The sequence below is a fragment of the Candidatus Competibacteraceae bacterium genome (assembly GCA_016713505.1).
In the GTDB taxonomy this organism is placed as follows: Bacteria; Pseudomonadota; Gammaproteobacteria; order Competibacterales; family Competibacteraceae; genus Competibacter_A.
Genome location: JADJPA010000001.1, coordinates 2015108 through 2037970, shown reverse-complemented (window position 1 = coordinate 2037970; position 22863 = coordinate 2015108). Strand labels below are relative to the sequence as shown.

Below are 22863 nucleotides of genomic sequence, written 5' to 3'. Positions count from 1 at the left end.
ATGGTGAGTGTCATGTTCGATGTGAAATGGGCCAATTTTCTGGGTCTGGCGATGCTGGGTTGGCTTTGGACAGTTCCGGCGCAAAGCGAAGCATCCAAAGCTGAAACGCCGGCTGCGGTGCAACCCACAGTCCCTGAACAGTCAGGCGCGGTTCCGCCGGCCGCTGGATCGACCGCTCCGTCCGAGCAATTGAAGGCGCTGCGAGAACGGATCGAGCGGTACTGGGAAGCGCGCCAATCGCGCGACGTTAAGACGTTATACGAATTGGAATCGGCCTCGCGGCCTGGCGGTTGGCTAAAATTGGAACACGCCATGGGCTTGCAGGGTATGCCGGTTCGTAAGGTCAAGGTGGAAGACGCGCGCATTGAGGGTGATAAAGGGATTACTCGAATCAGCGCGGAGGTCATGATCGGCACCATCGGCTGGACCAAGCAAACGATTGCCGATTCCTGGGTGTTGCTGGATGGTCAGTGGTACCACGAGACATCACGCGATTAGGCTTTCTAACGCGGCGTTCGACTGATGGTTGAAGGGTTGCGAGAGCAGGCCGAGCGGTTCGCGGCCGACGGGCAATTGGCGCAAGCCAGGGATTTATACGCCCGGGTTTGCCAGCTCGCGCCCCATCGAGCCACTCATTGGCTGCGGCTGGCTCAGTTGCGCTACGACATGCACCAAGCGGGCGATTGCCTGCAAGCGTTGCAATGCGCGCTGCGGCTGGAGCCACAAAATCCGACGGCGCTGCTGCTGGCCTCGGCGGCCTCTCTCGAACTCGGCCACTACCTCCAAGCCTTGCAATTGGCCGAGCAAGTCGCCCAGATGAAAGGCGGTAACCGTTTGGCGGCGCTGCTCAATCAAGCGAATGCGCTGCTGAGATTGGAACGCTGCGCCGAGGCGTTCGAAGTCGCCGAGGCGGCCTTGAGCCTGGATCAAGATCACCCTGTCGCGCATTCGACGCGCGGTTCGGCGCTGTTGGGTCTCGGCCGTTATGAAGAGGCGCTGACGGCGTTCCAGCGGTCGCTGGCCTTGCGGCCGGGACATGCCCCGGCGTTGCTCAATCAAGCCTTGGTACTGCGCGCCATGCAGCGCCCGGCCGACGCCTTGGCCGCCGTCGATGCGGCGTTGGCGGTCGAGCCTGATTCGCCGGTCGCGCTGCTGAATCGTGCGGCGATTCTGCTGGATTTAGCGCAGCCACAAGACGCGCTGGCGGCGCTGGATCGGTTGCTGGCCCGCCAGCCACAGCATTTCAAAGCGTTATTGAACCGCGCGCTGGCGCTGCTGCAATTGGGACGTTATGCGGAGGCGCAAAGCGTCGTTCAATCGCTGCGCGCCGCCGGACAACCCGTCGCCGGCATTTTGTTGACCGCCGCCGAAGCTTTGCTGCGACAGAACCAGACAACGCCGGCGTCGGTCTGGATCGAGCAGGGCTTGAGTTGGTATCCCGATCAGCCGGAGCTGCTGCGGGGGAAAATCGCGATCCTGCTGGCCCAGGAACGCTATCGCCCAGCGGTGGCGGCGGCGGAACGGTTGCTGGCGGTGGCCAGCCCAGAGCAGGCGGATGAACGGCTGGCGGCGGCGGCGGCTTTCAATGCCAACGGCCGATTTCAAGAGGCGCTGGCGTTGCTGGATGCCTTGCCGCCAGCGACGATCGGCGAGAACTGGGAGTTCCATGCCAAACGCGGCGAGGCGTTGGCCGGCTTGGATCGTTTTGCCGAAGCGCGCGCCAGCTTCTCGGCCGCCGATCGGTTGGCGTCGCGAACTTTTCGCGCCAATTACCACGACGGTCCGTTTCACAGCCGGCCGGTGGATTCCCCGCCGCCGCCGGTCACGCCCGAACTGGTGCGGATCAATTACGAGTTTCGCCGGCTCGAACACGGCGACTGGCAGGATTACGAGAGCCGGATCGCCGCCGTCGAGCGATGGACGGCGGCGAGTCTGGCGCGCGGCGAGCCCTCGCCGCTGCTGCCGTTCCGCGCGCTGTTCCTGCCGCTGCCGGATGAATTGCGACTGGCCATCGCCCGTTCCGAGGCGCGGCGCTCGGCTCAAACGGTGACCGCGTTGGCGGCGGCCGATGGTCCGTCGCTCGATCCGTTGCTTGGCCAAGGAGCGCGGCTTAAAGTCGGTTATGTTTCAGCCGATTTTCGCGAGCATCCGACCGCCCATCTGATGCGGGGGCTGTTTCGCTGCCACGACCGCGACCGGTTCGAGATTTACGTCTATAGCTTGCGCGAGGATGACGGCAGCGCTTACTACCGCCAGATTCACGACGATTGCGAGCATTTCATCGACCTGTCCAAGCTGGATAACGGCGCGGCCGGACGGCGGATCCGGGCCGATGGCATCCAGATTCTGGTCGATTTGATGACCTACACCAACCACGCCCGACCGGAACTGTTCGCCTTGCGGCCCGCGCCGCTGCAAATGGGCTGGCTGGGCTTTCCGGGCACCAGCGGCGCGGATTATTTGGATTATCTGTTGGTCGATCCGGTGGTGCTGCCGCCCGAACAGACCCAGTTTTGCACCGAGCGACCGGTTTGGCTGCCCGAATGCTATCAAGTCAACGACCGCTGGCAGGATATTGCGGAAACCGGCGTGCGCAGAGCCGATCAAGGGTTGCCCGAAAGCGGGTTCGTGTTTTGCTGTTTCAATCAGGTTCAGAAGATCGAACCGCTCATGTTTGGGCTCTGGATGCGGGTTCTTCAGCAGGTGCCTGGTTCGGTCTTGTGGCTGTACGGCGAGAGCGAGGAAGTCCATGAGCGATTGCGGGCCAACGCCGGCTCACACGGTGTCGCGGGCGAGCGATTGATCTTCGCCGGGCGCCTGCCCAAGGCCCGGCACCTGGAGCGCCATCGCTTGGCCGATCTGTTTTTGGACACTCGCCTCTACAACGCCCACACCACCGCCAGCGACGCGCTCTGGGCGGGTTTGCCGGTGCTGACCTGTCCGGGGGAGGCTTTCCCGGCCCGCGTCGCCGCCAGCTTGCTCCGGGCGGTCGGCTTGCCGGAACTCATCGCCGCTTCTTTGCGGGATTACGAGGCGCAAGCCGTCGGTTTGGCCCATCATCCCGCGAAATTGCAGCGGCTCCGGGAAACGCTGTGGCGGAATCGCTTGCGGGCTCCGCTGTTCGACACCGACCGTTTCGCCCGCCATCTGGAAAGCGCCTATCGCTCGATCTGGGAACGCCATGCCGGAGGGTTGCCACCCGCGCCGTTGCGGGTTCGGCCGCTGCCGCCGGTTGGTGGTTGATGGCGATGCGGCGAACGGAATCCAACGCGGCGGCACGGCGGGAATGGGTGCTGTATCGGGTTCTGCGTCAGTCCTGGTGGCAGCGCCCGCTGTTTTTCAAGCTGCTGCGCCGCGATTTCGCCGAGCGCTATCGGGGTTCCTACCTGGGGGTCGCGTGGTCGCTGCTGCTGCCGTTGCTGTCGTTGCTGGTGTTTACCTTCTTTTTCGGCGTGATCTTCAAGATGCGCTGGGCGGGGCGAAATGAAGGATCGCTCGGCGAACTGGCGCTGATCCTGTTCGTGGGCATGGCGCTTTACAGCTTTCTCGCCGAATGCCTCGGCCGCGCCCCCGGCTTGATCATGACGCATTCGAATTACGTCAAGAACGTCATCTTTCCCCTGGAGATGTTGCCGGCGGTGATGGTGGCGTCCGGCCTGCTGACGCTGGCGGCCACGTTCGTGGTGATTTTGCTGCTCCAGCTGACCTTGGGCAGTGGATGGCATTGGACGGTCTTGCTGTTGCCGGTCGTCGTGTTGCCGCTGGTGCTGTTCGTGTTGGGATGCAGTTGGTTCCTGGCCTCGCTGGGTGTCTACATGCGCGACATCCAGCACTTGATCGCGCCGCTGGTGCAACTGTTCATGTTCCTGAGTCCGGTGTTTTATCCGATGGCCGCCCTGCCGGACCCGCTCCGACCCTGGTTGCAACTCAATCCCTTGGCGTTGGTGATCGAACAGACTCGCGGAATTATTCTGTTTGGCCAGCCGCCGGCCTGGGGGCCTTATTTGCTCTGTTTGAGCGCCTCAGCGCTGGTCGCGCTGCTGGGCGCGTACTGGTTTGCCCGCACCCGCCAAGGTTTCGCCGATGTGCTCTGAGGCCGCCGTGACAGCCTCGGACGAGGCGGATGCCATCGCCATCGAGGTGCTGGACGCCGGCAAGTGCTATCAGATTTACGAGCGGCCGCAGGACCGTTTGAAACAGATGCTGTGGCGCGGCCGCCGCCGCTACCACCGCGAATTCTGGGCCTTGCAACAGGTCTCGTTCTCGGTCCGACGCGGCGAGACCATCGGCGTGATCGGTCGCAACGGCTCCGGCAAGTCCACCTTGCTCAAGCTGCTGTGCGGCACGCTGGCGCCGACGCTGGGCACGTTGGCGGTCAGGGGGCGGGTCGCGGCGCTGCTGGAGCTCGGCACCGGTTTCAATCCCGAATTCACCGGGCGGGAAAACGTTTATCTCAACGCCGCGATTCTCGGTCTGGACGATGCCGAAATCGAACGCTATCTGCCCGCGATCCTGGCCTTCGCCGATATCGGCGAGTTCATCGACCAGCCGGTCAAGACCTATTCCAGCGGCATGGCGGTGCGCTTGGCGTTCGCGGTGGCCGCCCATGTGCAAGCCGATATTCTGATCGTCGACGAAGCGTTGGCGGTGGGCGATGTGTTTTTTGTCCAGAAATGTATGCGCTTCCTGCGTCAGTTTCAGGAGAAAGGAACCCTGTTTTTCGTCAGCCACGACACGGCGGCGGTCATCAACCTCTGCGACCGGGTGCTCTGGCTGGAGCAGGGCCGGTTGCGCGAGGCCGGATCGGCCAAGACCGTTTGCGAGCATTATCTGGCGACTTTGTTTCAAACTCAGAGCTCCGGCATGGAGCTGGCGCAGCGGTCTTTTGGGGATCAGCCCGCCCTCGCGGCCGACCGGCCGCCGGTCGATCTGGTCGATCAGCGCTTGGCGTTTCTAAACCAGAGCCGCTTCCGCAACGATCTGGAGCTGTTTGCCTTTCGGCCCGAGGTGGAAGCGCGCGGCACCGGCGCGGTCCGCATCGTCGACGCCTGTTTGCAGGACCGACAAGGCGGCACGTTACAGTGGGTGGTGGGCGGCGAGATCGTGACCTTGGTGGTGCGGGCGCGGGCGTTGGTCGATCTCGACAGCCCGATCGTCGGCTTTCTGGTCAAGGATCGGCTCGGCCAGCATCTTTTCGGCGATAATACCTATCTGAGCTATTCGACCGAGCCCCGGCCGGTGGCGGCGGGTCAGGAATTGACAGCCCGCTTTACCTTCCGAATGCCGGTGTTGCCGGTGGGGGATTATGCGGTGGATGTCGCCGCCGCATCGGGCATCCAGCAGGATCACGTCACTCATTGCTGGTACCATGACGTGCTGGTTTTCAAGTCCCATGCCAGCAGCGTGCAGCACGGTTTGATCGGGATTCCGATGCTGGAGATCGAGCTGGCCGCGGGTCGTTGGTAGCTCGTTCGCGCGGAGGCGGGGCTCGTTTCAGGCGGCTTTTTTGGTGGCACAACCGGTTCAGGATTCGATCATGCAAGCGGCGGCGCTTTATCTCGATCTGATGAAGAAGATCCTCACCAACAGCATCTATGAAGATCCGAACGCCGGTCCCTGGCAGGCGCCGGCTTACGCCAGGCCGCTGCGCGAGAGCGGTCAGGATTGGCCGCTGGTGGCCCATACCATGATCGGCCTGAAGCGCCTCGATAACTTGCAGTATTGCGTCGAGCAGACGATTGCCGACAACGTTCCGGGCGATTTGATCGAAACCGGCGTCTGGCGCGGCGGCGCGGTTATTTTCATGCGCGCCATCCTGAAAGCGCACGGCGTGACGGATCGGCGAGTGCTGGTGGCGGATTCCTTCGCGGGTCTTCCAGAGCCGAATCCGGCGCAATTTCCAGAAGATGCCGGCGACAGCCATCACCGGCACGCTTATCTGGCGGTGTCTCTGGAACAGGTTCAAGCCAATTTCGAGCGCTACGGGCTGCTGGACGAGCAGGTGGTGTTTCTTGAGGGCTGGTTTCGAGACACGCTGCCCCGCGTTCCGACCGACCGGCTGGCGGTGTTGCGCCTCGACGGCGATATGTACGAATCGACCTGGGATGCGCTGAGGCACCTTTATCCCAAGCTGTCGGTCGGCGGCTATGTGATTGTCGATGATTATAAAGTGGTTCCCGGTTGCCGCGCGGCCGTGGCGGAGTTTCGCCAGCAACAGGGCATCGTGGACCCCATTCAAGAGATCGACTGGGCGGGGGTTTACTGGCGGCGTAGCGCCTGAGCGGGCGCGCCGAGGGCGCGGGACGGTTTTTTCGAGCGATGCGACGGTAAGGAAAAGAGAAAAAAATGGCGTGCTATATGGAAGAACAGCTGGATATGCCGCTGAGGGATGCCTTGGCGATCATCCAGGAGCGGATCATGAATCAAACCACTTATTTTGGGATAAAAGCCCTAAAAAATCCGCTCGATCACTGGGTTTATCAGGAGTTGATTTACGAAAATCAGCCGGATGTCATCATCGAAATCGGTAACGCCAGCGGTGGCGCCGCCCTGTCCTTGGCGCATCTTTGCGATCTGTTAGACAAAGGCAAGATCATCGGTATCGATATCTCCCATCAGTCGATACCCGAACGGGTGAAGAAGCACAGTCGGATCACCTTCATTGAAGGCGATGCCTGTCAGTGTTTTGCGGATGTCAAAAAACTGATTGCCGAAAACGACCGCGTGCTGGTTATTGAGGATAGCTCGCACACTTATCAGAACACCCTGGAGGTATTGCGGACGTATTCGGCTCTGTTAAAGCCGGGGGATTATTTTATCGTCGAGGATGGTATTTGCCATCATGGGTTAGCGGTGGGGCCCGCTCCGGGTCCGTATGAAGCGATTGAGGCGTTCGTGCGAGAGAACGGGGACTTCGAGATCGACAGGAGCAAGGAGTCCTTTCTCATTACCTGGAATCCCAAGGGCTATCTCAGGCGGGTCAGCTCCGGTGCCAGCGAGTCTGAGTAGCGCCGGGCGGGAGGGAACGTGATGGACGCTGATTTTGCGTCGGCCGAGACCGGCGCGGCCGTCGTGGATGTCATCGTGCCGGTCTATAAGGGGCTGCATGAGACCCGGCGCTGTCTGGACAGCGTGCTGGCGTTTCCCCAGCGTACCGCTCGCGAAATCGTGGTGGTCGACGATTGCGGCCCGGAGCCGGAACTGGCGGGCTGGCTGCGCGAGCTGGCCAAGGCCGGCGCGATCACCTTGTTGGAAAATCCCGCCAATACCGGTTTTGTCAACGCCGTCAACCGGGGCATGATCCTGCATCCCGACCGTGATGTGGTGCTGCTCAACAGCGATACCGAGGTGCATGGCGACTGGTTGGATCGGTTGCGCCGCCCCGCTTGCAGCGACCCCAAGGTCGGCACGGTCACGCCGTTTACCAATAACGGTACCATTTGCGGCTATCCGCGCTTCAATCAAGACAATCCATTGCCCGAAGATTGGCCGCTGGCCGCAATGGATCGCGCCTTTGCCGAGGTCAATGCCGGTTCGAGCGTCGAGCTGCCCACCGCCGTGGGTTTTTGCATGTACATCCGGCGCGCGTGTCTCGATCAGGTCGGGTATTTCGACGCCCGGATTTTCCCGCGAGGTTACGGCGAGGAAAACGAGTTTTGCCTGCGGGCGGCCGAAGTCGGATTCAAACACTTGTTGGCCGGTGACGTGTTCGTTTATCACCGGGGCGGCGTGTCGTTCGGCGCCGAGGCCAAGGCGCTATGCGCCGAGGCGGAACGGAAAATCCTGGAGCGCTACCCGCACTATTTGACCCTGATCGGCGATTACTGCAACCGCGATCCGGCCCGCCTGTTGCGGCGGCGGGTCGATACCTGTCGGCTGAGCCGTTCGCCGCGCCCGCGCCTGCTGTTTCTGACCCATCACTGGGGCGGCGGCACGGAAAAACATATTCGGGATTTGGCCGAGTTGTTGGAGCCGGATTTTGAAGTCTTGATTCTGCGGCCGACCGGATCCGATGGCGTGAGCGTCGAGTGGGCACGAAGCGGCGAGGAGTGGCGCGGCTATTTCACCCTGCCGCATGGCTATCCGAAGCTCCTCAATGTCCTCAAGGGTTTGGGCATCGTGCGGTTGCATGTCCATCACGTCATCGGCATGAACCGCCAAGCCCTGCAACTGTTGGAGGATTTGAGGCTGCCCTACGATTTTACCCTGCACGATTACTACCCCATTTGCCCGCAATATACCTTGACCCTGGCGGATGACCGCTATTGTGGCGAACCCGCTGTGGCGGGTTGCAACGCTTGCCTGGCCGAGCGTCCGGCGCTATGGGGCTTGGATATCGTGACCTGGCGCGAGTTGTTTTACGGGCTGTTGGCCGGAGCCGAACGGGTGATCGTGGCGTCGGAAGACATGCTGGCGCGGATGCGCCGCTACGTCCCCGACGCCCGCTATCTCAAGTTGGCGCACCCAGAGCCGCCAATCACGGTTCCCGTGCCGCGCGCGCTGCCCTGCGGCGAGCTTAAAATCCTGGCGCTGGGCCGGCTGAGTCCCGCCAAAGGACTTTATCGGTTGGAAGCTTGCGCGGCCGATGCCAAGGCGCGCGGCTTGCCGTTGTTTTTTCGAGTGATCGGTCCCGCCGACTGGCCGGTCCGGCAAGCGCCGGAACTGCCGCTGTCTTTTTCGGGACTGTACGACAATGCCGAATTGCCGCTGCTGATCGGTCGGGAACGGCCGGATGTGATTTTTTTCCCCGGTCAATGCCCGGAAACCTACTCTTACACGCTCAGCTATGCCCTGGCGACGGGGTTGCCTATCGTGGCGCCCCGGTTGGGCGCATTGAGCGAGCGGCTGACCGACTATCCCCAGGCTTGGCTGGTGGATTGGGATCTGCCGGTGGCGGAATGCAACGATTTGTTCGTGCGCCTGCTGAAGCAGGGTAGCGCCGAACCCTCGACTGTCGAAGCGGCTGCCGCTCAAGCGGCGAACGTTCCGGTTCCGGCAAGCGATCATCTTGAAAATTCGCCGTTGGAAGACGCCGATCATGACGCCTGAGGACTATTTGAGGCAGTACGCCGAACCGTTGCGGCCGTTGGCCGAAGCGACGCCTGGCGATTGGCAAAGCCTGCTGTTGGAGCCGGATTATTACTATCCGCCTTCCATGGACTTGGGCGTCGGCCTGGATGGCCTGAACCGTAGCGATCTGCTGGCGTTGTTGCAGCAAATTCTCAAGCTCGAATATCCGCAGCAACGCCTTTCCAAAAGCACGGCGCGAACCTTTCTTGAAACCTTGCGGCGCTCGGTGGACGAACGCGAGCGACTGCAAGCGGAGCTAGCGCGGCTGACAGCGGTTCTGGATGAACGGCAAGCCGACAACGAGCGCATGAACGCCGCGTTGACCGCGCAGCAAGCCGAATTGCAACGGTTGGCCGTGGAACTGGAGCGCAGCCGGAGCGAAGCGGCGATATCCGCCAATGACACAGCGACGTTGCGGGCCAATCTAACCGATCTGCAAGGGTCTTCATCCTGGAAAGTGACGAAACCGCTGCGGTGGTTCGGCCGGTTGGGCAGAGTGATGCGTGCGCCGGACCTTCCATAGGTCGGGCTTTTTTGAACGCTGAAGGGAATCGTTTTTAAGCCTATGTCGAGCAAGCGCCGCGCCCTGACTCTCAGCATCGGTCTGACGGCGGTGGTGTATCTGGCCGGCGTGCTGCTCGCCGACCGCCATGCCGTGTTGGCGGCCTTCGGTCGCCTCCATCCGGCGACGGTCCTCGGAATTTTCCTGTTGTCGCTGCTGAACTATCTGCTGCGGTTCTGGCGCTGGCATTGCTATATCGCCGCGTTGGGCCACCGCCTGCCGCGCCGGCGGCATGTCCTCTATTATTTGGCCGGTTTCATACTGACCGTGACTCCCGGTAAGGCCGGAGAAGCGATTCGCTCGCTTTATCTGTTCCCCTGCGGCGTACCCTACAGCCAGAGTCTGGCGGCGCTGTTCGTGGAGCGGCTGCTGGACGTGCTGGCGATGAGTCTGTTGGCGCTGCTGGTCTTGCTGGTTCGACCGGATTATGCCTGGTTGGTGGGAGTAGCCTGGGGTTTGGCGCTAGGCTTGATCGGGCTGGTGACCCGACCCGGCTTGCCGGAGCGGTTGCGGGCTTGGGGGCGGGGCCATCGGTTCAGCCAGCAAGTTGAGCGGCTGGGTCGGTTGTTTGGCGCGACGGCGGTGTTGCTGCGCCCCGGCCTGCTGCTGTTCGGATTGGCGCTGGGAGTGCTGGGCTGGGGGTTGGAAGGTCTCGCGCTGTATTGGAGCGCCCGCGACATGGGGGTGCCGATCACCTTGGCCGCCGGTATCGGCGTCTATGCCATTGCGGTGCTGGCCGGCGCGCTGTCGTTTTTGCCCGGCGGCTTGGGCGGCACTGAAGTGGTGATGGGAGGATTGCTGATCGCGTTTGGCGCGGACGGCGCGACGGCGGTCGCCATCACTCTGTTGTGTCGGCTGGCAACCCTGTGGTTTGCGGTCGCGCTAGGCGGTCTGGCGGTGGCGGTGCTGGGTCTGAGCGGTCAAGCGCCGCCGAAGGCTGAGATACCCGTGGTTCCGGTAGATTATACGCCATGAGTACAACCGTTCCGTTGTGCGTCGATCTCGACGGCACGTTGCTGAATTCCGATTTGTTGCTGGAATCGGCCTTCGCTCAACTCAAGCACCGACCGCTGGCTGTCATTCATTGGCCGCGCTGGCTGGCGGCCGGTAAAGTCCGGCTCAAGGCGGAACTGGCCGCGCTCGCGGAACTGGACATCGAGACGCTACCTTATCATGCGGCGTTTTTGGATTTTCTGCGCGAGCAGCGCGAGCAGGGGAGGTCGCTGGTGTTGGTGACGGCCGCGCATCGCCGCTTGGCCGAACCGATCGCGGAATACCTGGGCTTGTTCGATCAGGTGATCGCCACCGAGGGCGAGCGGAATCTGGCCGGTGCGCGCAAAGCCGAAGCACTGGTGGCGCTGTATGGGGAACGCGGCTTCGATTACGCCGGCAATTCCGCCGTGGATGTGGCGGTGTGGCGGCATTCGCGCCGCGCCATCGCGGTCAACGCCAGCGCCAAGGTGACGGCGTTGGCCCGCGCCAGCGCCGAACTCGAACGGGTGTTCGACGATAAGGGATCGCGGTTAAAGCGCTGGTTCAGGGCGGCGCGGCTGCATCAATGGCTGAAGAACGTGCTGATTTTTGTGCCGTTGGTGGCCGCTCACGCCTGGAACGATGCGGGAAAAATCGGGCTTTGTCTGCTGGCGTTCCTCAGTTTCGGCTGGTGCGCCTCCAGCGTCTATCTGCTCAACGACTTGCTGGACTTGGCCGCCGACCGCCGCCATCCGCGCAAGTGCCGCCGGCCGTTCGCCGCCGGCACTTTGCCGATCCTGCACGGCGCTGTGGCCGTGCCGGTTCTGTTGTCGGCGGCGTTCCTGCTCAGCCTGGCGGTCAATCCGCCTGAATTCAGCGCCTGCTTGGTCGTTTATTACGGGCTGACCTTGACGTATTCGCTCCGGCTCAAGCAGGTACTGATGCTCGACGCCATCGTATTGGCCGGGCTGTATACCTTGCGGATCATCACCGGCGCGGTGGCGGCGCAGCTTGCGCTCTCATTTTGGATGCTGGCCTTCTCCATGTTCTTGTTTCTCAGTTTGGCGCTGGTCAAGCGCTACACTGAGTTGCACGCCCTGTTGCAGCGTGGCGAACTGGACGCGCGCGGTCGGGGCTATCAGGTCGATGATCTGGCCATCCTGCAAAGCTTGGGCGGCAGCGCGGGCTATCTGGCGGTGCTGGTGCTGGCGCTCTACATCAACAGTCCCGACGTCCAACACCTTTACCGGCACCCGCTGCTGATCGGCTTTCTCTGCCCGCTGTTGTTGTACTGGATCAGCCGGGTGTGGCTGTTGGCCCATCGCGGCCTGATGCCCGACGATCCGGTGATTTTCGCGTTGACCGACAGAGTCAGCCAAGGGTTGGTCTTGATCGGAGCGCTTATCTTCTGGAGCGCGCTGTGACCGGTCAAGCGTCGCTCGGTTCTTGGGGACGTTATCCGCCCGTCCGGCAAAACCGGCGGGCCTTGGCGCCGGGAGTCGATTCTTTCTCCCCGCGCGCGGAGCGGGTGCTCGCGTTCGGCAACGGTCGCAGTTATGGCGATGTCTGCCTGAACGATGGCGGTACGCTGCTGCTGGCGCGGGGACTGGATCGCTTCATCGCCTTCGATCCGGCCACGGGTGTTTTGCGGGCGGAAGCCGGGGTGCTGCTGGCGGAGATTTTGGCGCTGGTCGTCCCGCAAGGTTGGTTTTTGGCGGTCACGCCCGGCACTCAGTTCGTCACCTTGGGCGGAGCCGTCGCCAATGACGTGCACGGCAAGAACCATCACCTCGCCGGCAGCTTTGGCGAGCAGCTCCGCGCTTTCGAGCTGCTGCGTTCGGATGGAACGCGCCTGACGTGCGGTCCTGATACCAATGCCGACTGGTTTCGGGCCACGGTCGGCGGCTTGGGCCTGACCGGGTTGATCGCGTGGGTCGAAATCCAGTTGCAGCGCATCGCCAACCCCTGGATCGTGGCCGAGAACCGGCGCTTCGCCAGCCTGGAGGAGTTTTTTACGCTGAACGACGAGTACGAGGCGCGTTATCCGTATATCGTGTCTTGGATCGACTGCGCGGCGGCCGGTAAAAGTTTGGGACGAGGGCTTTACCTGGCGGGGATGCACGCGCCGCCGGGGGTCGCGGCTCCGGTCCCGCCGCGACGGTCGCTGAGCGTACCGTTCGCGCCGCCGGTCTCGTTGGTGAATACTTGGAGCGTGCGCGCCTTCAATCAGCTTTACTACCATCTGCCGCGCCCGGCAAGGGCGTTGCTTCCATATCAGCCGTTTTTCTACCCGTTGGACAATCTGTTGGAATGGAACCGGCTGTACGGCAAACGGGGGTTTTTCCAATACCAGTGCGTCATCCCACCGGCGGCGGCCCGCGCCGCCTTGCGGGAAATTCTCGGCCGCATCGCCGCCAGCGGCCAAGGTTCGATGTTGGCCGTATTGAAGCGTTTCGGCGAGCGGACTTCAGGAGGGTTGTTGTCCTTTCCCCGACCCGGCGTGACGTTGGCGCTGGATTTTCCCAATCTGGGCCAGAAGACGCTCGATTTATTGGATCGGCTCGATGAAGTGACCCGGCAGGCCGGCGGGGCGGTTTATCCCGCCAAGGATGCCCGGATGAGCGGCGACCACTTCCGCCACTATTTTCCGAACTGGTCCACCTTCGCGAATTTCATCGACCCGCGTTTTTCCTCCAGTTTCTGGCGTCGGGTCATGGCCGGCTGAGAGCACCTTCATCATGCGCAACCTCTTGATTATCGGAGCGACCTCCGCCATTGCCGAAGCGACCGCCCGCCGTTTCGCCGCTGCTGGCGCTCGGTTTTATCTGATCGGACGCAATGCTGAAAAGTTGGCCGCCATCGCCCGCGACCTTGAAATTCGCAGCGGCCAGTCGGTCCATTCCGAAAGTCTCGATCTGGATTTGTTGGCGCACCATCCGGCGCTGGTGGAACGGGCGACACGCGCCTTGGGCAGCATCGATATCGCCCTGATCGCGCATGGTGTCTTGCCCGATCAGATCGCCTGCCAGCAGTCGGTGGAGCGGACCTTGGCGGCGATCCATACCAACGCGCTCAGCGTTATCAGCCTCGCCACTTTGTTGGGGAACGCCTTCGAGGCGCGCGGGCGCGGTGTGCTGGTGGTGATCGGCTCCGTCGCCGGCGACCGGGGCCGGCAAAGCAACTACATCTACGGCGCGTCCAAGGGGATGGTTGGACTATTCCTGCAAGGGCTGCGCAACCGGTTGAGCGCTAAGGGCGTACAGGTCATCACCATCAAGCCCGGCTTCGTGGATACGCCGATGACCGCCGCGTTCGAAAAGAAAGGGCTACTGTGGGCGCGGCCCGATCAGATCGCGAAGGGCATCGTCGCCGCTGTCGAACGCCGCCGCGATGTGGTTTATCTGCCTGGATTCTGGCGGTGGATTATGCTAGTGATACGTCACATTCCAGAAAGTATCTTCAAACGCTTGAAGCTCTAGCGCCCGGCGCTGTAGTAGCTAGCCCTGATCGTGATCCATCGAAATGCTTGCGTTAAAAAGGGCGTATTTCGGTTTTTGGCGTCGGCGACTGCGTCGGTGGATGAGCAGAATAGCTCGGAGGCAATCGATGCTCTTTGAACATGAAGGATATTGCCCGATCTGTGAAGGACCGACCCGATTCGTCGCCGAACAAGCCTGGCTGCGCGATCATTACCTGTGTACGAAATGCCAGAGTATTCCTCGCCAACGCGCGCTGGTACAAGTGCTCAATCTCGTGCGGCCGGATTGGAAAAAAACCCTCATTCATGAAAGCTCACCTAGCTTCTGGTTCTTTCGCGATCACTGTTCGCAATATTCGTTTTCTTACTATTTCGACGATTGGGAGCCGGGTCAAAGCCGTGGTGGAGCGCGCTGCGAGAATCTCGAACAACTGACCTTCGCTGACGAAAGCTTCGATCTATTTATCACTCAGGATGTGCTCGAACACGTTTTTTCACCGCAGCGAGCATTGGCGGAAATTTCGCGCGTGTTGCGACCGGGAGGAATGCATGTCTTTAGCACACCAAAGCACAAGGATTTATTGCAAAGCCGCCAGCGCGCCCGCTTGGAGGGCGGCCAAGTAATTCATGTTCTGGAGCCGGCCTATCACGGCAATCCGATTTCCGCCGAGGGTTCTTTGGTCACTTGGGATTACGGCGCGGATTTTCTCCAATTGGTCGAACGCTGGAGCGGCTATCGGACTAGCGTTTATGTGTTACATGATCGGAAGTTGGGAATTGATGGCGAGTTTATGGATGTATTTGTAATGACCAAGAATGATCTGAATCGAATCAATGATATTAATAAATAAAAGAGCTTTTCATGATGAATCATTTTAAGGTGAAATTGCCATCGCAATTAATGAATTTAACCATCTTTTTACTTCTTGCAGTCTTGGTTTTTTTTTATATTCGCTACAATGATCTATATGGATTGGATGATTCCTATATTACCTATCGTTATGCACAAAACCTAGAATTTGGAATTGGACTCGTTTTTAATGAAAGGGAACGTTATTTTGGTTCTACCGCGATGGGAATGGCTATTTTGCTTGCTGGACTTTCATGGATAGTCGATGGTCTATCTACATTATGGCTAGGCCAATTGCCTTGGCTGAGTGGAGATCAGATTCCTTTGATTGCTCATTGGATTTCGGCTGTTTCGATTGGGGCCATTGTAATCTTGGCGTATCGAATAGTGTTGCACCATATTGCCCAGCATTGGGCTTTTTTGATTTCATCAGTATTTGCTCTTTACTTGTTTCCGGCTGAATATATGAGCGCCGCTGCTGGACATGAAACCTATTTGTTTTTAGCGTTTTTGGGGTGGTCTGGCTACCTTTTAATCTATAGGGAGCATTCTTTTTGGGCCGGAATTTTGCTTGGTATAACAACGACTTTTCGGCCAGATTCGCTCTTGTATGCCGTTATATTGGCAGTTTGGCTCTTTTTATTGTGGATACATTCGGGGTTCACAGAAAACTATCGTCATCGATTAATTCTATTGCTCGTCGGATATGGATTGATTTCATTTCTTTGGTTTGGGTTCTGTGGTTTTTACTTTGGCCAAGTATTCCCTGAGACTTTGATTGCTAAACGTGCACAACCGCTTCTCGGTGATTTTAGGAGTTTTACTATTGAAGCTACCTCAAGAGAACTCATGCAACGCCTGAGATGGACAATCGTCATGGCAGTGGTGGTGCTCATTTCTGGTAGTTTATTGATGCATATTCTGAGTAAAAAAGGGTTGCAGGCATGGTGGGGTTTGCTTGGCAATCGTTTGCTGGCTTTTATTAGTTGTTTGCTGGCTTTTGGTTTTGGACAGGTTATTTTTTACAGCTTGCTTAATGTCAGCTTCTGGTTTTGGTATGTATTTCCCCTTTGTGTAATTTTAGTGTTGTGTGGACTTCTCGCGCTGGTTGATCTTTTGGAGGGATTCTGGAATAAAGTGACGCCTATACTTTTTAAGATAAAAGTGATCGTATTGGTGGTAGCAGCCTCTTTGATTTTTATTAATCTTAATGCTTTGCGTTACGACCTGCATCAATTATTGATTGAGCGTAATATGAATTTGCAACTGACTAGCTATGATCCAATTATCGATTATCTAAAAACTCATGAACCAAACGGCACCTCAATAGCGACTGCCGAGCCTGGAGCGCTGGGTTTTAAGTTGGGTCCTCGCTATCAGACCGTCGATGAGCTTGGGCTGACAAGCCCTGGTGTCGCGAAAAACATTATGACGGGAAATTTGGACTATCCTTTCACAACTTATGCGCCAGCTTATCTGATCGTATCGTGGCCCGGGAAATACTCACCTCATGAACGACCCTGGTTCTCTAATGCTTACGAATTGGTCGGGGAGTTCACGCATCCTTATTGGGATCTGCATTTGAAGCGAGGAGCCTATCTCTATAAGCGAAAGAGTTAGTGAGGAAATAAATTATATTTATTGAAGTTTTTCCTGTTGTCTCTATGAATGGAAGCTTGAAAATCGGTTGAGATCAACCCAGTAAACCAAGCTTTTCCAGCCGCCGCCGGTGGCGAGCGCCGATTGCGGCGTAACTGTGATAAGTTTGAATATAGTGGGCGGCGCGCTGACCGATTTCCGCAGCGTATTCAGGTTCCTTGACCAGCCGTCGCAGATACCACGCCGCTTGTTCCACATCCGGTTCGGCCCAAATTTGACCGGCTCCATAGGGGTATTGATCGGCACCCACTGGAATCAGCGTGTAATCAATCAAGCAAGAATTGGCTTCGTTCATGAAATCGACATTACCGGAATAACCGGTGGCAATGACGGGCTTGCCAAAATACATCGCCTCCGCCAAACCGCGCCCGAATCCCTCCGAGCGGTGCAGCGACAGAAAACAATCACACAGCCGGACCAGTTCCGTAATCTCCCAATCCTCCATGATCCGATCGATCAGGATGACCCGTGGATCGCGCACGGCCTCGGAAGCCAGAAAAGCCTGATAGTCGTCAGGCCGGGCGTCCGCGCCGTTCACTTTGATGATCAGTTTGGCTGAGGTAGCAGGCTCATGATGAAAGGCGAGGAAGAAGGCGTGCAATGCCGCTTCAGGATTCTTGCGGTGAATGAAGGAACGAAAATCGAAGAAAAAAAGCACTAGAAATCCATCGTCGGGCAACCCGAAATAAGCCCGCGAAAATTTCGCGGAACTGACCGGCTCCACCGCGACCGGCATACAAAGCACCGGACAGGGCGCTTTATCGGCAACCGCTTGTTGAATAAAGCGCGTATGCACCCAAATTTCATCCACGTAACGGAACGCGCTCAGCCACGCATCTGGAAACGCGCTCAGCTCCCAAGCCCAATAACCGATGTTGTAGCAACCCGTGAAGAAATTCGCGCCGAGATGGACAAAAGCGTCGTCCATTTCATTGGCGTTGAGATAAAACACATTGGCCTTGCGGGCGATGCGGGCATCGATTCGATCCAGGTATGGAAAATTCTGCTGGAAAACCGCCATTTCCTTGCCGTAATCGCCAAAGGTGTTGCGCAGCGTGAAAGGAATAGCGGCGGCGGCGAAAGCGCAGGTTCCGGTGCGCACGTCCTCACCTCTCCCCAGCACCGCATAGGGATGGCCGACCAAAACAGCGCCCGGTAGCAAGTCGGTTCGATGGCGCTGGCGCCAGCGAGTATCCGGCGGCGCTGAGGGCGTGGGATTGTTCGGATCGGACGGATCGGACCCGTCGCGATCCATTGGCGGGTTTGGTTCGCTGCGGCGTTGCGCGCCGAACAGCAATTTCCACCGCAAAACGATGCCCGACCAGCCTTCAGCGCGCAAAACGGCAATGCTTCGGCGCAGCAATCCCAGCAAGCCGGCATGACGGCCCAAGGCGGTGCGAAGAGCGCCCAGGAGCCGCCGCGAACGGACCACCAACCCCGTTCCTAACATTGCCGCAAGTCCAGGGCGCTGCGGGTGGCTTCCAGGTAGCGGTGACCTAATTTTCTGTCCGGTTCCAGATAGTTGCCCTCGGCCCATTCGTTCCAGGCGTTGACGAATACGACGCGCTCTTCGCCGAACTTCAACTGGCGAGTCTGTCGGACGAGATGTTGCAACCAGCGCTGGTAGCGGTCGGGCGTGCTATCGAGAAAAATATCGCTGGTATCCTGACGGCGGGCGGTGTTGTCCCAGCAGGGCATCGCGGTACGGAAAAACGGGTAGGGCATCGGCGGGCGGTTCATGAAAAATTCGGCGGTGGCGGGATAATCGTAAAACCGGCCTTGAAAATCGGGATTTAGCACCTGCGCCGGGCGTTCGGCCAGCACCGACATGGCATGAGGCGGAAATTCGACGGCGGCGTCAAAACCGAAATTGTTCGGATCGGCGGTAAACCCGAGGCTTTGCACCACCATCAGATACGGTTCGCCGATGCCCGCGTCCCGACAGTAACGCCGCCAGATTGCGGCGGTCCGGGTCGCGTCCGGCAGCAAGCCGGGTTGATAGACCAGCAGCAACGGCCGGCCGTTGATTCGAATATAGCGGTGGTCGCGCAAGGCGGGTTCGAGAGTGCGGATGAAGTTTAGATCGTCCTCATCCGAGTGTTCCTGAGCGATCAGGATTTCAGAATCCAGACCGTCCCAGCGCCGGCTCCAGTTTTCGTTGGCCCAACACACGCAAAACGGAAAATCCGGGCGGCCGGATTGCACCACCTCATCCAGCGGCCGGTTCAGCAAACGCTTGCCGGCGAACCAATAGTAGTAATAACAAAAGCCGTAAATCCCGTACCGCCGCGCCAGAGCGGCCTGTTCTTCGCGCACTTCCGGCACGCGCAGATCGTAAAAGCCCAAATCCGCCGGCAATCGCGGCTGGTAATGATCGACGAAGTTCGGCACGGCCTTGGTGACGTTGGTCCATTCGGTGAAGCCTTTGCCCCACCAGTGGTCGTTTTCGGGAATCGGATGGTACTGCGGCAAGTAAAAAGCGATCAGTCGAACTCGGTCAAGCGCTTGCAAGGTCGAGCCCCAGCGCTCCAGATAAAGGTGTTTGTTGCGCTCGATCTGGCGTGCCTTGTGGCCGTCTTGCTGAGTGGTGACACTCAGATGGTGAATGATTTCGGCGGCGGGCTGATAATAGATTTTGCGGCCCCGCTGCCGCACGCGCAGCGACAGGTCGCAGTCTTCGAAATAGGCCGGCGCGTAAATGTCATCGAAGCCGCCGAGCTCCCGGAACAAGGCGGTTTCGATCAGCAGGCCCGCGCCGGAGCAGTGATCGACTTCCCGCAGGGTGTTGTACTGCGGTTTGGCGGGATCGTCGTTCAAACCGATCAAATCCACCGTCCCATCCTGACGCAGGGCGGCGCCGGCCTCCTGCAAATGGCCGCTCGGATAAATCAGCTTGGCCCCGACGACGCCGGCATCTGAGCGGGTGGCGAAGACCTCCAGCAGCCGGTCGAGCCAACCTGGCAGAACTTGGGTGTCGTTGTTCAGAAACAGCAGGTAACGGCCCCGCGCCTCGGCCGCGCCCCGGTTGGCGGTGCGCAGAAAACCGAGATTTTCCGGGTTGCGGAGATAGCGCAAGCCCGGAATCGCGCCGAGCAGGCGTTCGGTGGCGTCGCTGGAGCCATCGTCCACGACGATCAGTTCGTAACGGGCAGCGGGCGGCTGGCGGTGGATCGAGGCCAGACAGCACGCGGTATAGTCGATTTGGTTGAACACCGGCACGATCACCGAAACCAGCGGCTCCTCGGGCGCTGTGAATGCCAGCCCGGCCACCAAGCCTTCGACGCCTTGCGGGCCGATTTTCACCATGGCCGGCGGTGTGGGAGGCGGTGGCAAGGCGTGGGTTGAATCAGGTGCTGGCCCGGTCGCCGGCTGGCCGGCCGAGGTCTGAATCAACCATTGTTGATAGTTGGCGCTACTCTTTAGCAGCGGACCCAAATGCCGGTACAGGAACGATTTGATGCGCCATTTAACGGGCAGCGGCAGCGGCAGCCGACGATACACGACGAGCGCGCCGCGGCCGGCCAAAATGCGAATTTTGCTGGGCATAACAATCGTCGGTGAGGTCGGGGGGTTGTGGTCGCCGGGTAGGCTGAGGTTGATTTCGGCTGGATGGAGCGGCTATCGTGGCACCCTTTCCGGAAACGGGATGCCAACCGGAGCGGCATTCTAGGGCATTGCCCTCCGATGTGGAACCGAATCAGCGATAACAGGACCCAGGTCGGTGATCGGCCGTGGAGCGCGATAGTGCCAGCGAGCGTGGCGGTCATCATCGTCAATTTCAACAGCGGCGCGTTGCTGGCTGAGTGTTTGCGCCACGTGCGCGCGCAAACGCGCCAGCCCGAGCGGGTCATCGTGGTGGATAACGCCAGCCAGGACGGTTCGGCCGACCGTTTGGACGCTGAGTATCCCGGCGTCGCGCTGGTTCGAATGGCGCAGAATATCGGCTTCGCGGCCGCCAACAACCTAGCGGCGCGGCAAGCGGGCGAGGTGGAATGGCTGGCTTTGCTCAATCCCGACGCCTTTCCCGCGCCGGATTGGCTGGAGCGCTTGCTGCAAGCGGGGGGCGCTTATCCTGAATGCGCCAGCTTCGGATCGCGGCTGGTGGATGCCTGGGATCCCAATCGCTTGGATGGCACCGGCGACATCTATCATGTCAGCGGCTTGGCCTGGCGGCGCGACCACGGCCGGCCTGTGAGTTCAGAGGAGCGCGAAGCGGGCGAACTCTTTGCGGCCTGCGCGGCGGCGGCTCTTTATCGCCGCGAGGCGTTTTGTGAGATCAGCGGTTTCGACGAGGATTATTTTTGCTATTTCGAAGATGTCGATGTGGGTTTTCGACTGCAATTGCGCGGGCATCGGTGCCGCTACGTGCCGGATGCCGTCGTCCGGCACGTCGGTTCGGCGCTGACCGGCCGGCGCAGCGCGTTCTCGATCTATCACGGCCATCGCAATCTGGTTTGGACTTGGTGCAAAAATATGCCGGGACCGTTGTTCTGGCGGTATCTGCCGCAGCATCTGCTGTTGAATCTGATCGAAGTGGTTTGGTTTGTGCTGCGCGGTCAAGGCCGGATTATCCTGCGCGCGAAATGGGCCGCCTTGCGCGGTTTGCCGCGCTGTTGGCGAAAGCGCGCCATCGTGCAGTCGCAACGCCGCGTCTCGCCCTGGCGTCTGCGCGAACGGATGCAGGACGGTTTGCTGGCGCTCTGCCGGCGCGGCTGAACTAGGGTTGAGGGCCATGTCCGCCGTTCCCGCCGTTCACGTTTACCACCGCGCGCTGGACCCTGACGGTCAGGATTCGTTGGCCAAGCTCGCCCGGCTGGTCCGGCCGGGCAGTCAGGTTCTCGATTTGGGAGCGGGTCCGGGCGTGTTGGGGCGCTATCTGGCGGAGCGACTGCATTGCATCGTGGACGGCGTCGAGTCCAATCCCGCCGCCGCGGCCGAAGCCGCGCCGTGGTACCGCCGCTTGCACTGCGCCGATCTGGAACGGATCGCGCTGGTCGAACCCTGTGCCGGCCGCCGGTACGATTTCATCATCTGCGCCGACGTTCTGGAACATCTGCGTCGGCCCGCCGACCTGCTGGCCCAATTGAGCGAGCTGCTGGCTCCAAACGGTCAGGTGCTCGCCTCCGTGCCGAACGTGGCTTATGCGGGCTTGATCGCCGATTTGCTGGCCGGAGATTTCCGCTACCGCCCGGAAGGTTTGCTTGACGAAACTCATCTGCGGTTTTTTACTCTTCGCTCGCTGGTGAGGCTGTTGGAAGAGACCCAGTTGCGGGCGGTGGCAGTCGATGTGGTGATTCGAGATTTGCGAGAGTCCGAGTTCGCGGGCCGTTATTTGGATGCCCTGCCACCGGCTCTGCGGCGCGGTTTGTTGGGCCGGCCGGAGGCATTGGTTTATCAGTACATCGTTTCGGCGCGGGCCGCGACCGAGGCGGACGGGATCGAATTGCCGCCGCTGGCATGTCCGGCGCCTGAGTTGCGGTTTGCCTGTCAACTGTTTTGGCGCGCGCCGGAGGCAAGTTACCGGGAAAGCGACAGCCGCGTGCGTTGGGGACGGATCGGGGCAACCCGGCAAACGGTACTGCTTTCGGTTCCCGAGCTTGCCAGCCCTCCTGAAGCGTTGCGTCTCGATCTCTCGGATCGTCCGGGCGTGCTGCGGCTGTATGCGTTGGCCTTGCGGGATGGCAAGAATCGGTTGCTGTGGCAGTGGGACGGCCAGCGCGCCAGCTTGGCGGCCCGACCCGGCCAGCAACTGGCGTTTGCGGAACGGGATTCTGCCGCCGATGGGTTGCTGGTGCTGCTGGCCGGAGAAGATCCGAATCTGGAACTGCCCGTTCCCGCTTCGGCGCTGGCGTCATTACAGGGCGGCGGTGAGCTAGCCGTGGAACTGTCCTGGCCGATGTCGCTGGATTATCTGGCATTGGTTCAGGATTGCGTCCCGCGCCGGGATGCGGCGGCGTTGCAGGCCGCGTTGACCGGGCAGATGCAGGCATTGCAAGCCAGCAACGCGACGTTGGCGAATCGAGCGGCCGAACTGGAAGCAAGCGTGGCGGCCTGGATCGCCAAAAGCACGGATTTGGAAGGAAAGTTGGCCGTTCAAACGGAGGCCAAAAGCGCGCTGGAAAAGGAATTGGCTATTCTGGCCGCGCGGTCGAGCGAGCGGGCCGCCGCAATCGAAACCTGGCGCGGCTCCTGGCGCGAGCGAGTGTGGGCGGGACTGCGGCGGCGCTGGCGTGGTTGAAGCGTGACATCATTAACCATTGCCATCATCACGCA

Annotated in this window: 18 protein-coding genes; 16 read left to right on the top strand and 2 right to left on the bottom strand. The window is 60.1% G+C overall.

Going from position 1 to position 22863, the window contains the following annotated elements:
* The first annotated feature begins 12 nt into the window (after positions 1 to 12).
* From IPK09_09200 to IPK09_09135, 14 genes are all read left to right on the top strand, one after another.
* Positions 13 to 498 (top strand): hypothetical protein, encoded by a 486-nt coding sequence (locus IPK09_09200; GenBank protein MBK7983788.1) that lies wholly within the window; start codon positions 13 to 15, stop codon positions 496 to 498.
* Positions 499 to 522: 24 nt separating this feature from the next.
* Complete coding sequence (locus tag IPK09_09195; GenBank protein ID MBK7983787.1) at positions 523 to 3243, top strand: tetratricopeptide repeat protein; 2721 nt, start codon at positions 523 to 525, stop codon at positions 3241 to 3243.
* 5 nt (positions 3244 to 3248) lie between these two features.
* On the top strand, positions 3249 to 4094 hold the full coding sequence (locus tag IPK09_09190; protein MBK7983786.1) for an ABC transporter permease: 846 nt from the start codon (positions 3249 to 3251) through the stop codon (positions 4092 to 4094).
* Entirely contained in the window at positions 4084 to 5466 is a 1383-nt protein-coding gene (locus IPK09_09185) for an ABC transporter ATP-binding protein (GenBank protein MBK7983785.1), read from the top strand. The genes IPK09_09190 and IPK09_09185 overlap by 11 nt, the downstream gene beginning before the upstream one ends.
* Before the next feature lie 70 nt (positions 5467 to 5536).
* Positions 5537 to 6280: a class I SAM-dependent methyltransferase gene (locus IPK09_09180; GenBank protein MBK7983784.1), complete on the top strand. Its 744-nt coding sequence runs from the start codon at positions 5537 to 5539 to the stop codon at positions 6278 to 6280.
* Between the two features lie 65 nt (positions 6281 to 6345).
* Positions 6346 to 7008 (top strand): hypothetical protein, encoded by a 663-nt coding sequence (locus tag IPK09_09175; GenBank protein ID MBK7983783.1) that lies wholly within the window; start codon positions 6346 to 6348, stop codon positions 7006 to 7008.
* Positions 7009 to 7029: 21 nt separating this feature from the next.
* Positions 7030 to 9048, top strand: a complete 2019-nt coding sequence (locus IPK09_09170; GenBank protein ID MBK7983782.1) for a glycosyltransferase — start codon at positions 7030 to 7032, stop codon at positions 9046 to 9048.
* Positions 9038 to 9592 carry a hypothetical protein gene (locus IPK09_09165; GenBank protein MBK7983781.1) on the top strand — a complete coding sequence of 185 codons (555 nt, stop codon included), beginning with the start codon at positions 9038 to 9040 and terminating at the stop codon, positions 9590 to 9592. Before IPK09_09170 ends, IPK09_09165 begins: the two co-directional genes overlap by 11 nt.
* 42 nt (positions 9593 to 9634) lie before the next feature.
* Positions 9635 to 10606: a flippase-like domain-containing protein gene (locus IPK09_09160; protein ID MBK7983780.1), complete on the top strand. Its 972-nt coding sequence runs from the start codon at positions 9635 to 9637 to the stop codon at positions 10604 to 10606.
* Positions 10603 to 12027 carry a UbiA family prenyltransferase gene (locus tag IPK09_09155; protein MBK7983779.1) on the top strand — a complete coding sequence of 475 codons (1425 nt, stop codon included), beginning with the start codon at positions 10603 to 10605 and terminating at the stop codon, positions 12025 to 12027. Before IPK09_09160 ends, IPK09_09155 begins: the two co-directional genes overlap by 4 nt.
* Entirely contained in the window at positions 12024 to 13328 is a 1305-nt protein-coding gene (locus IPK09_09150; protein MBK7983778.1) for an FAD-binding oxidoreductase, read from the top strand. Before IPK09_09155 ends, IPK09_09150 begins: the two co-directional genes overlap by 4 nt.
* A 13-nt stretch (positions 13329 to 13341) precedes the next feature.
* Positions 13342 to 14082: an SDR family oxidoreductase gene (locus IPK09_09145; protein MBK7983777.1), complete on the top strand. Its 741-nt coding sequence runs from the start codon at positions 13342 to 13344 to the stop codon at positions 14080 to 14082.
* A gap of 127 nt (positions 14083 to 14209) precedes the next feature.
* Positions 14210 to 14932, top strand: a complete 723-nt coding sequence (locus IPK09_09140; protein ID MBK7983776.1) for a class I SAM-dependent methyltransferase — start codon at positions 14210 to 14212, stop codon at positions 14930 to 14932.
* An 11-nt stretch (positions 14933 to 14943) separates the two neighbouring features.
* Entirely contained in the window at positions 14944 to 16551 is a 1608-nt protein-coding gene (locus tag IPK09_09135) for a hypothetical protein (protein MBK7983775.1), read from the top strand.
* A gap of 73 nt (positions 16552 to 16624) precedes the next feature.
* Here the strand turns inward: IPK09_09135 and IPK09_09130 are convergent, their stop codons facing one another.
* Together IPK09_09130 and IPK09_09125 are read right to left on the bottom strand one after the other, a co-directional pair.
* Positions 16625 to 18040 carry a glycosyltransferase family 4 protein gene (locus IPK09_09130; protein MBK7983774.1) on the bottom strand — a complete coding sequence of 472 codons (1416 nt, stop codon included), beginning with the start codon at positions 18038 to 18040 and terminating at the stop codon, positions 16625 to 16627.
* Positions 18034 to 20136, bottom strand: coding sequence for a glycoside hydrolase family 99-like domain-containing protein (locus IPK09_09125; protein ID MBK7983773.1), 2103 nt, complete (start codon positions 20134 to 20136; stop codon positions 18034 to 18036). The genes IPK09_09130 and IPK09_09125 overlap by 7 nt, the downstream gene beginning before the upstream one ends.
* 138 nt (positions 20137 to 20274) lie before the next feature.
* Here IPK09_09125 and IPK09_09120 point away from each other — a divergent pair, with 138 nt between their 5' ends.
* The gene (locus IPK09_09120; GenBank protein MBK7983772.1) at positions 20275 to 21306 is read left to right on the top strand and encodes a glycosyltransferase family 2 protein; all 1032 of its coding nucleotides are present in this window, start codon (positions 20275 to 20277) and stop codon (positions 21304 to 21306) included.
* 16 nt (positions 21307 to 21322) lie between these two features.
* Complete coding sequence (locus IPK09_09115) at positions 21323 to 22828, top strand: class I SAM-dependent methyltransferase (GenBank protein MBK7983771.1); 1506 nt, start codon at positions 21323 to 21325, stop codon at positions 22826 to 22828.
* The last annotated feature ends 35 nt before the right edge of the window (positions 22829 to 22863 follow it).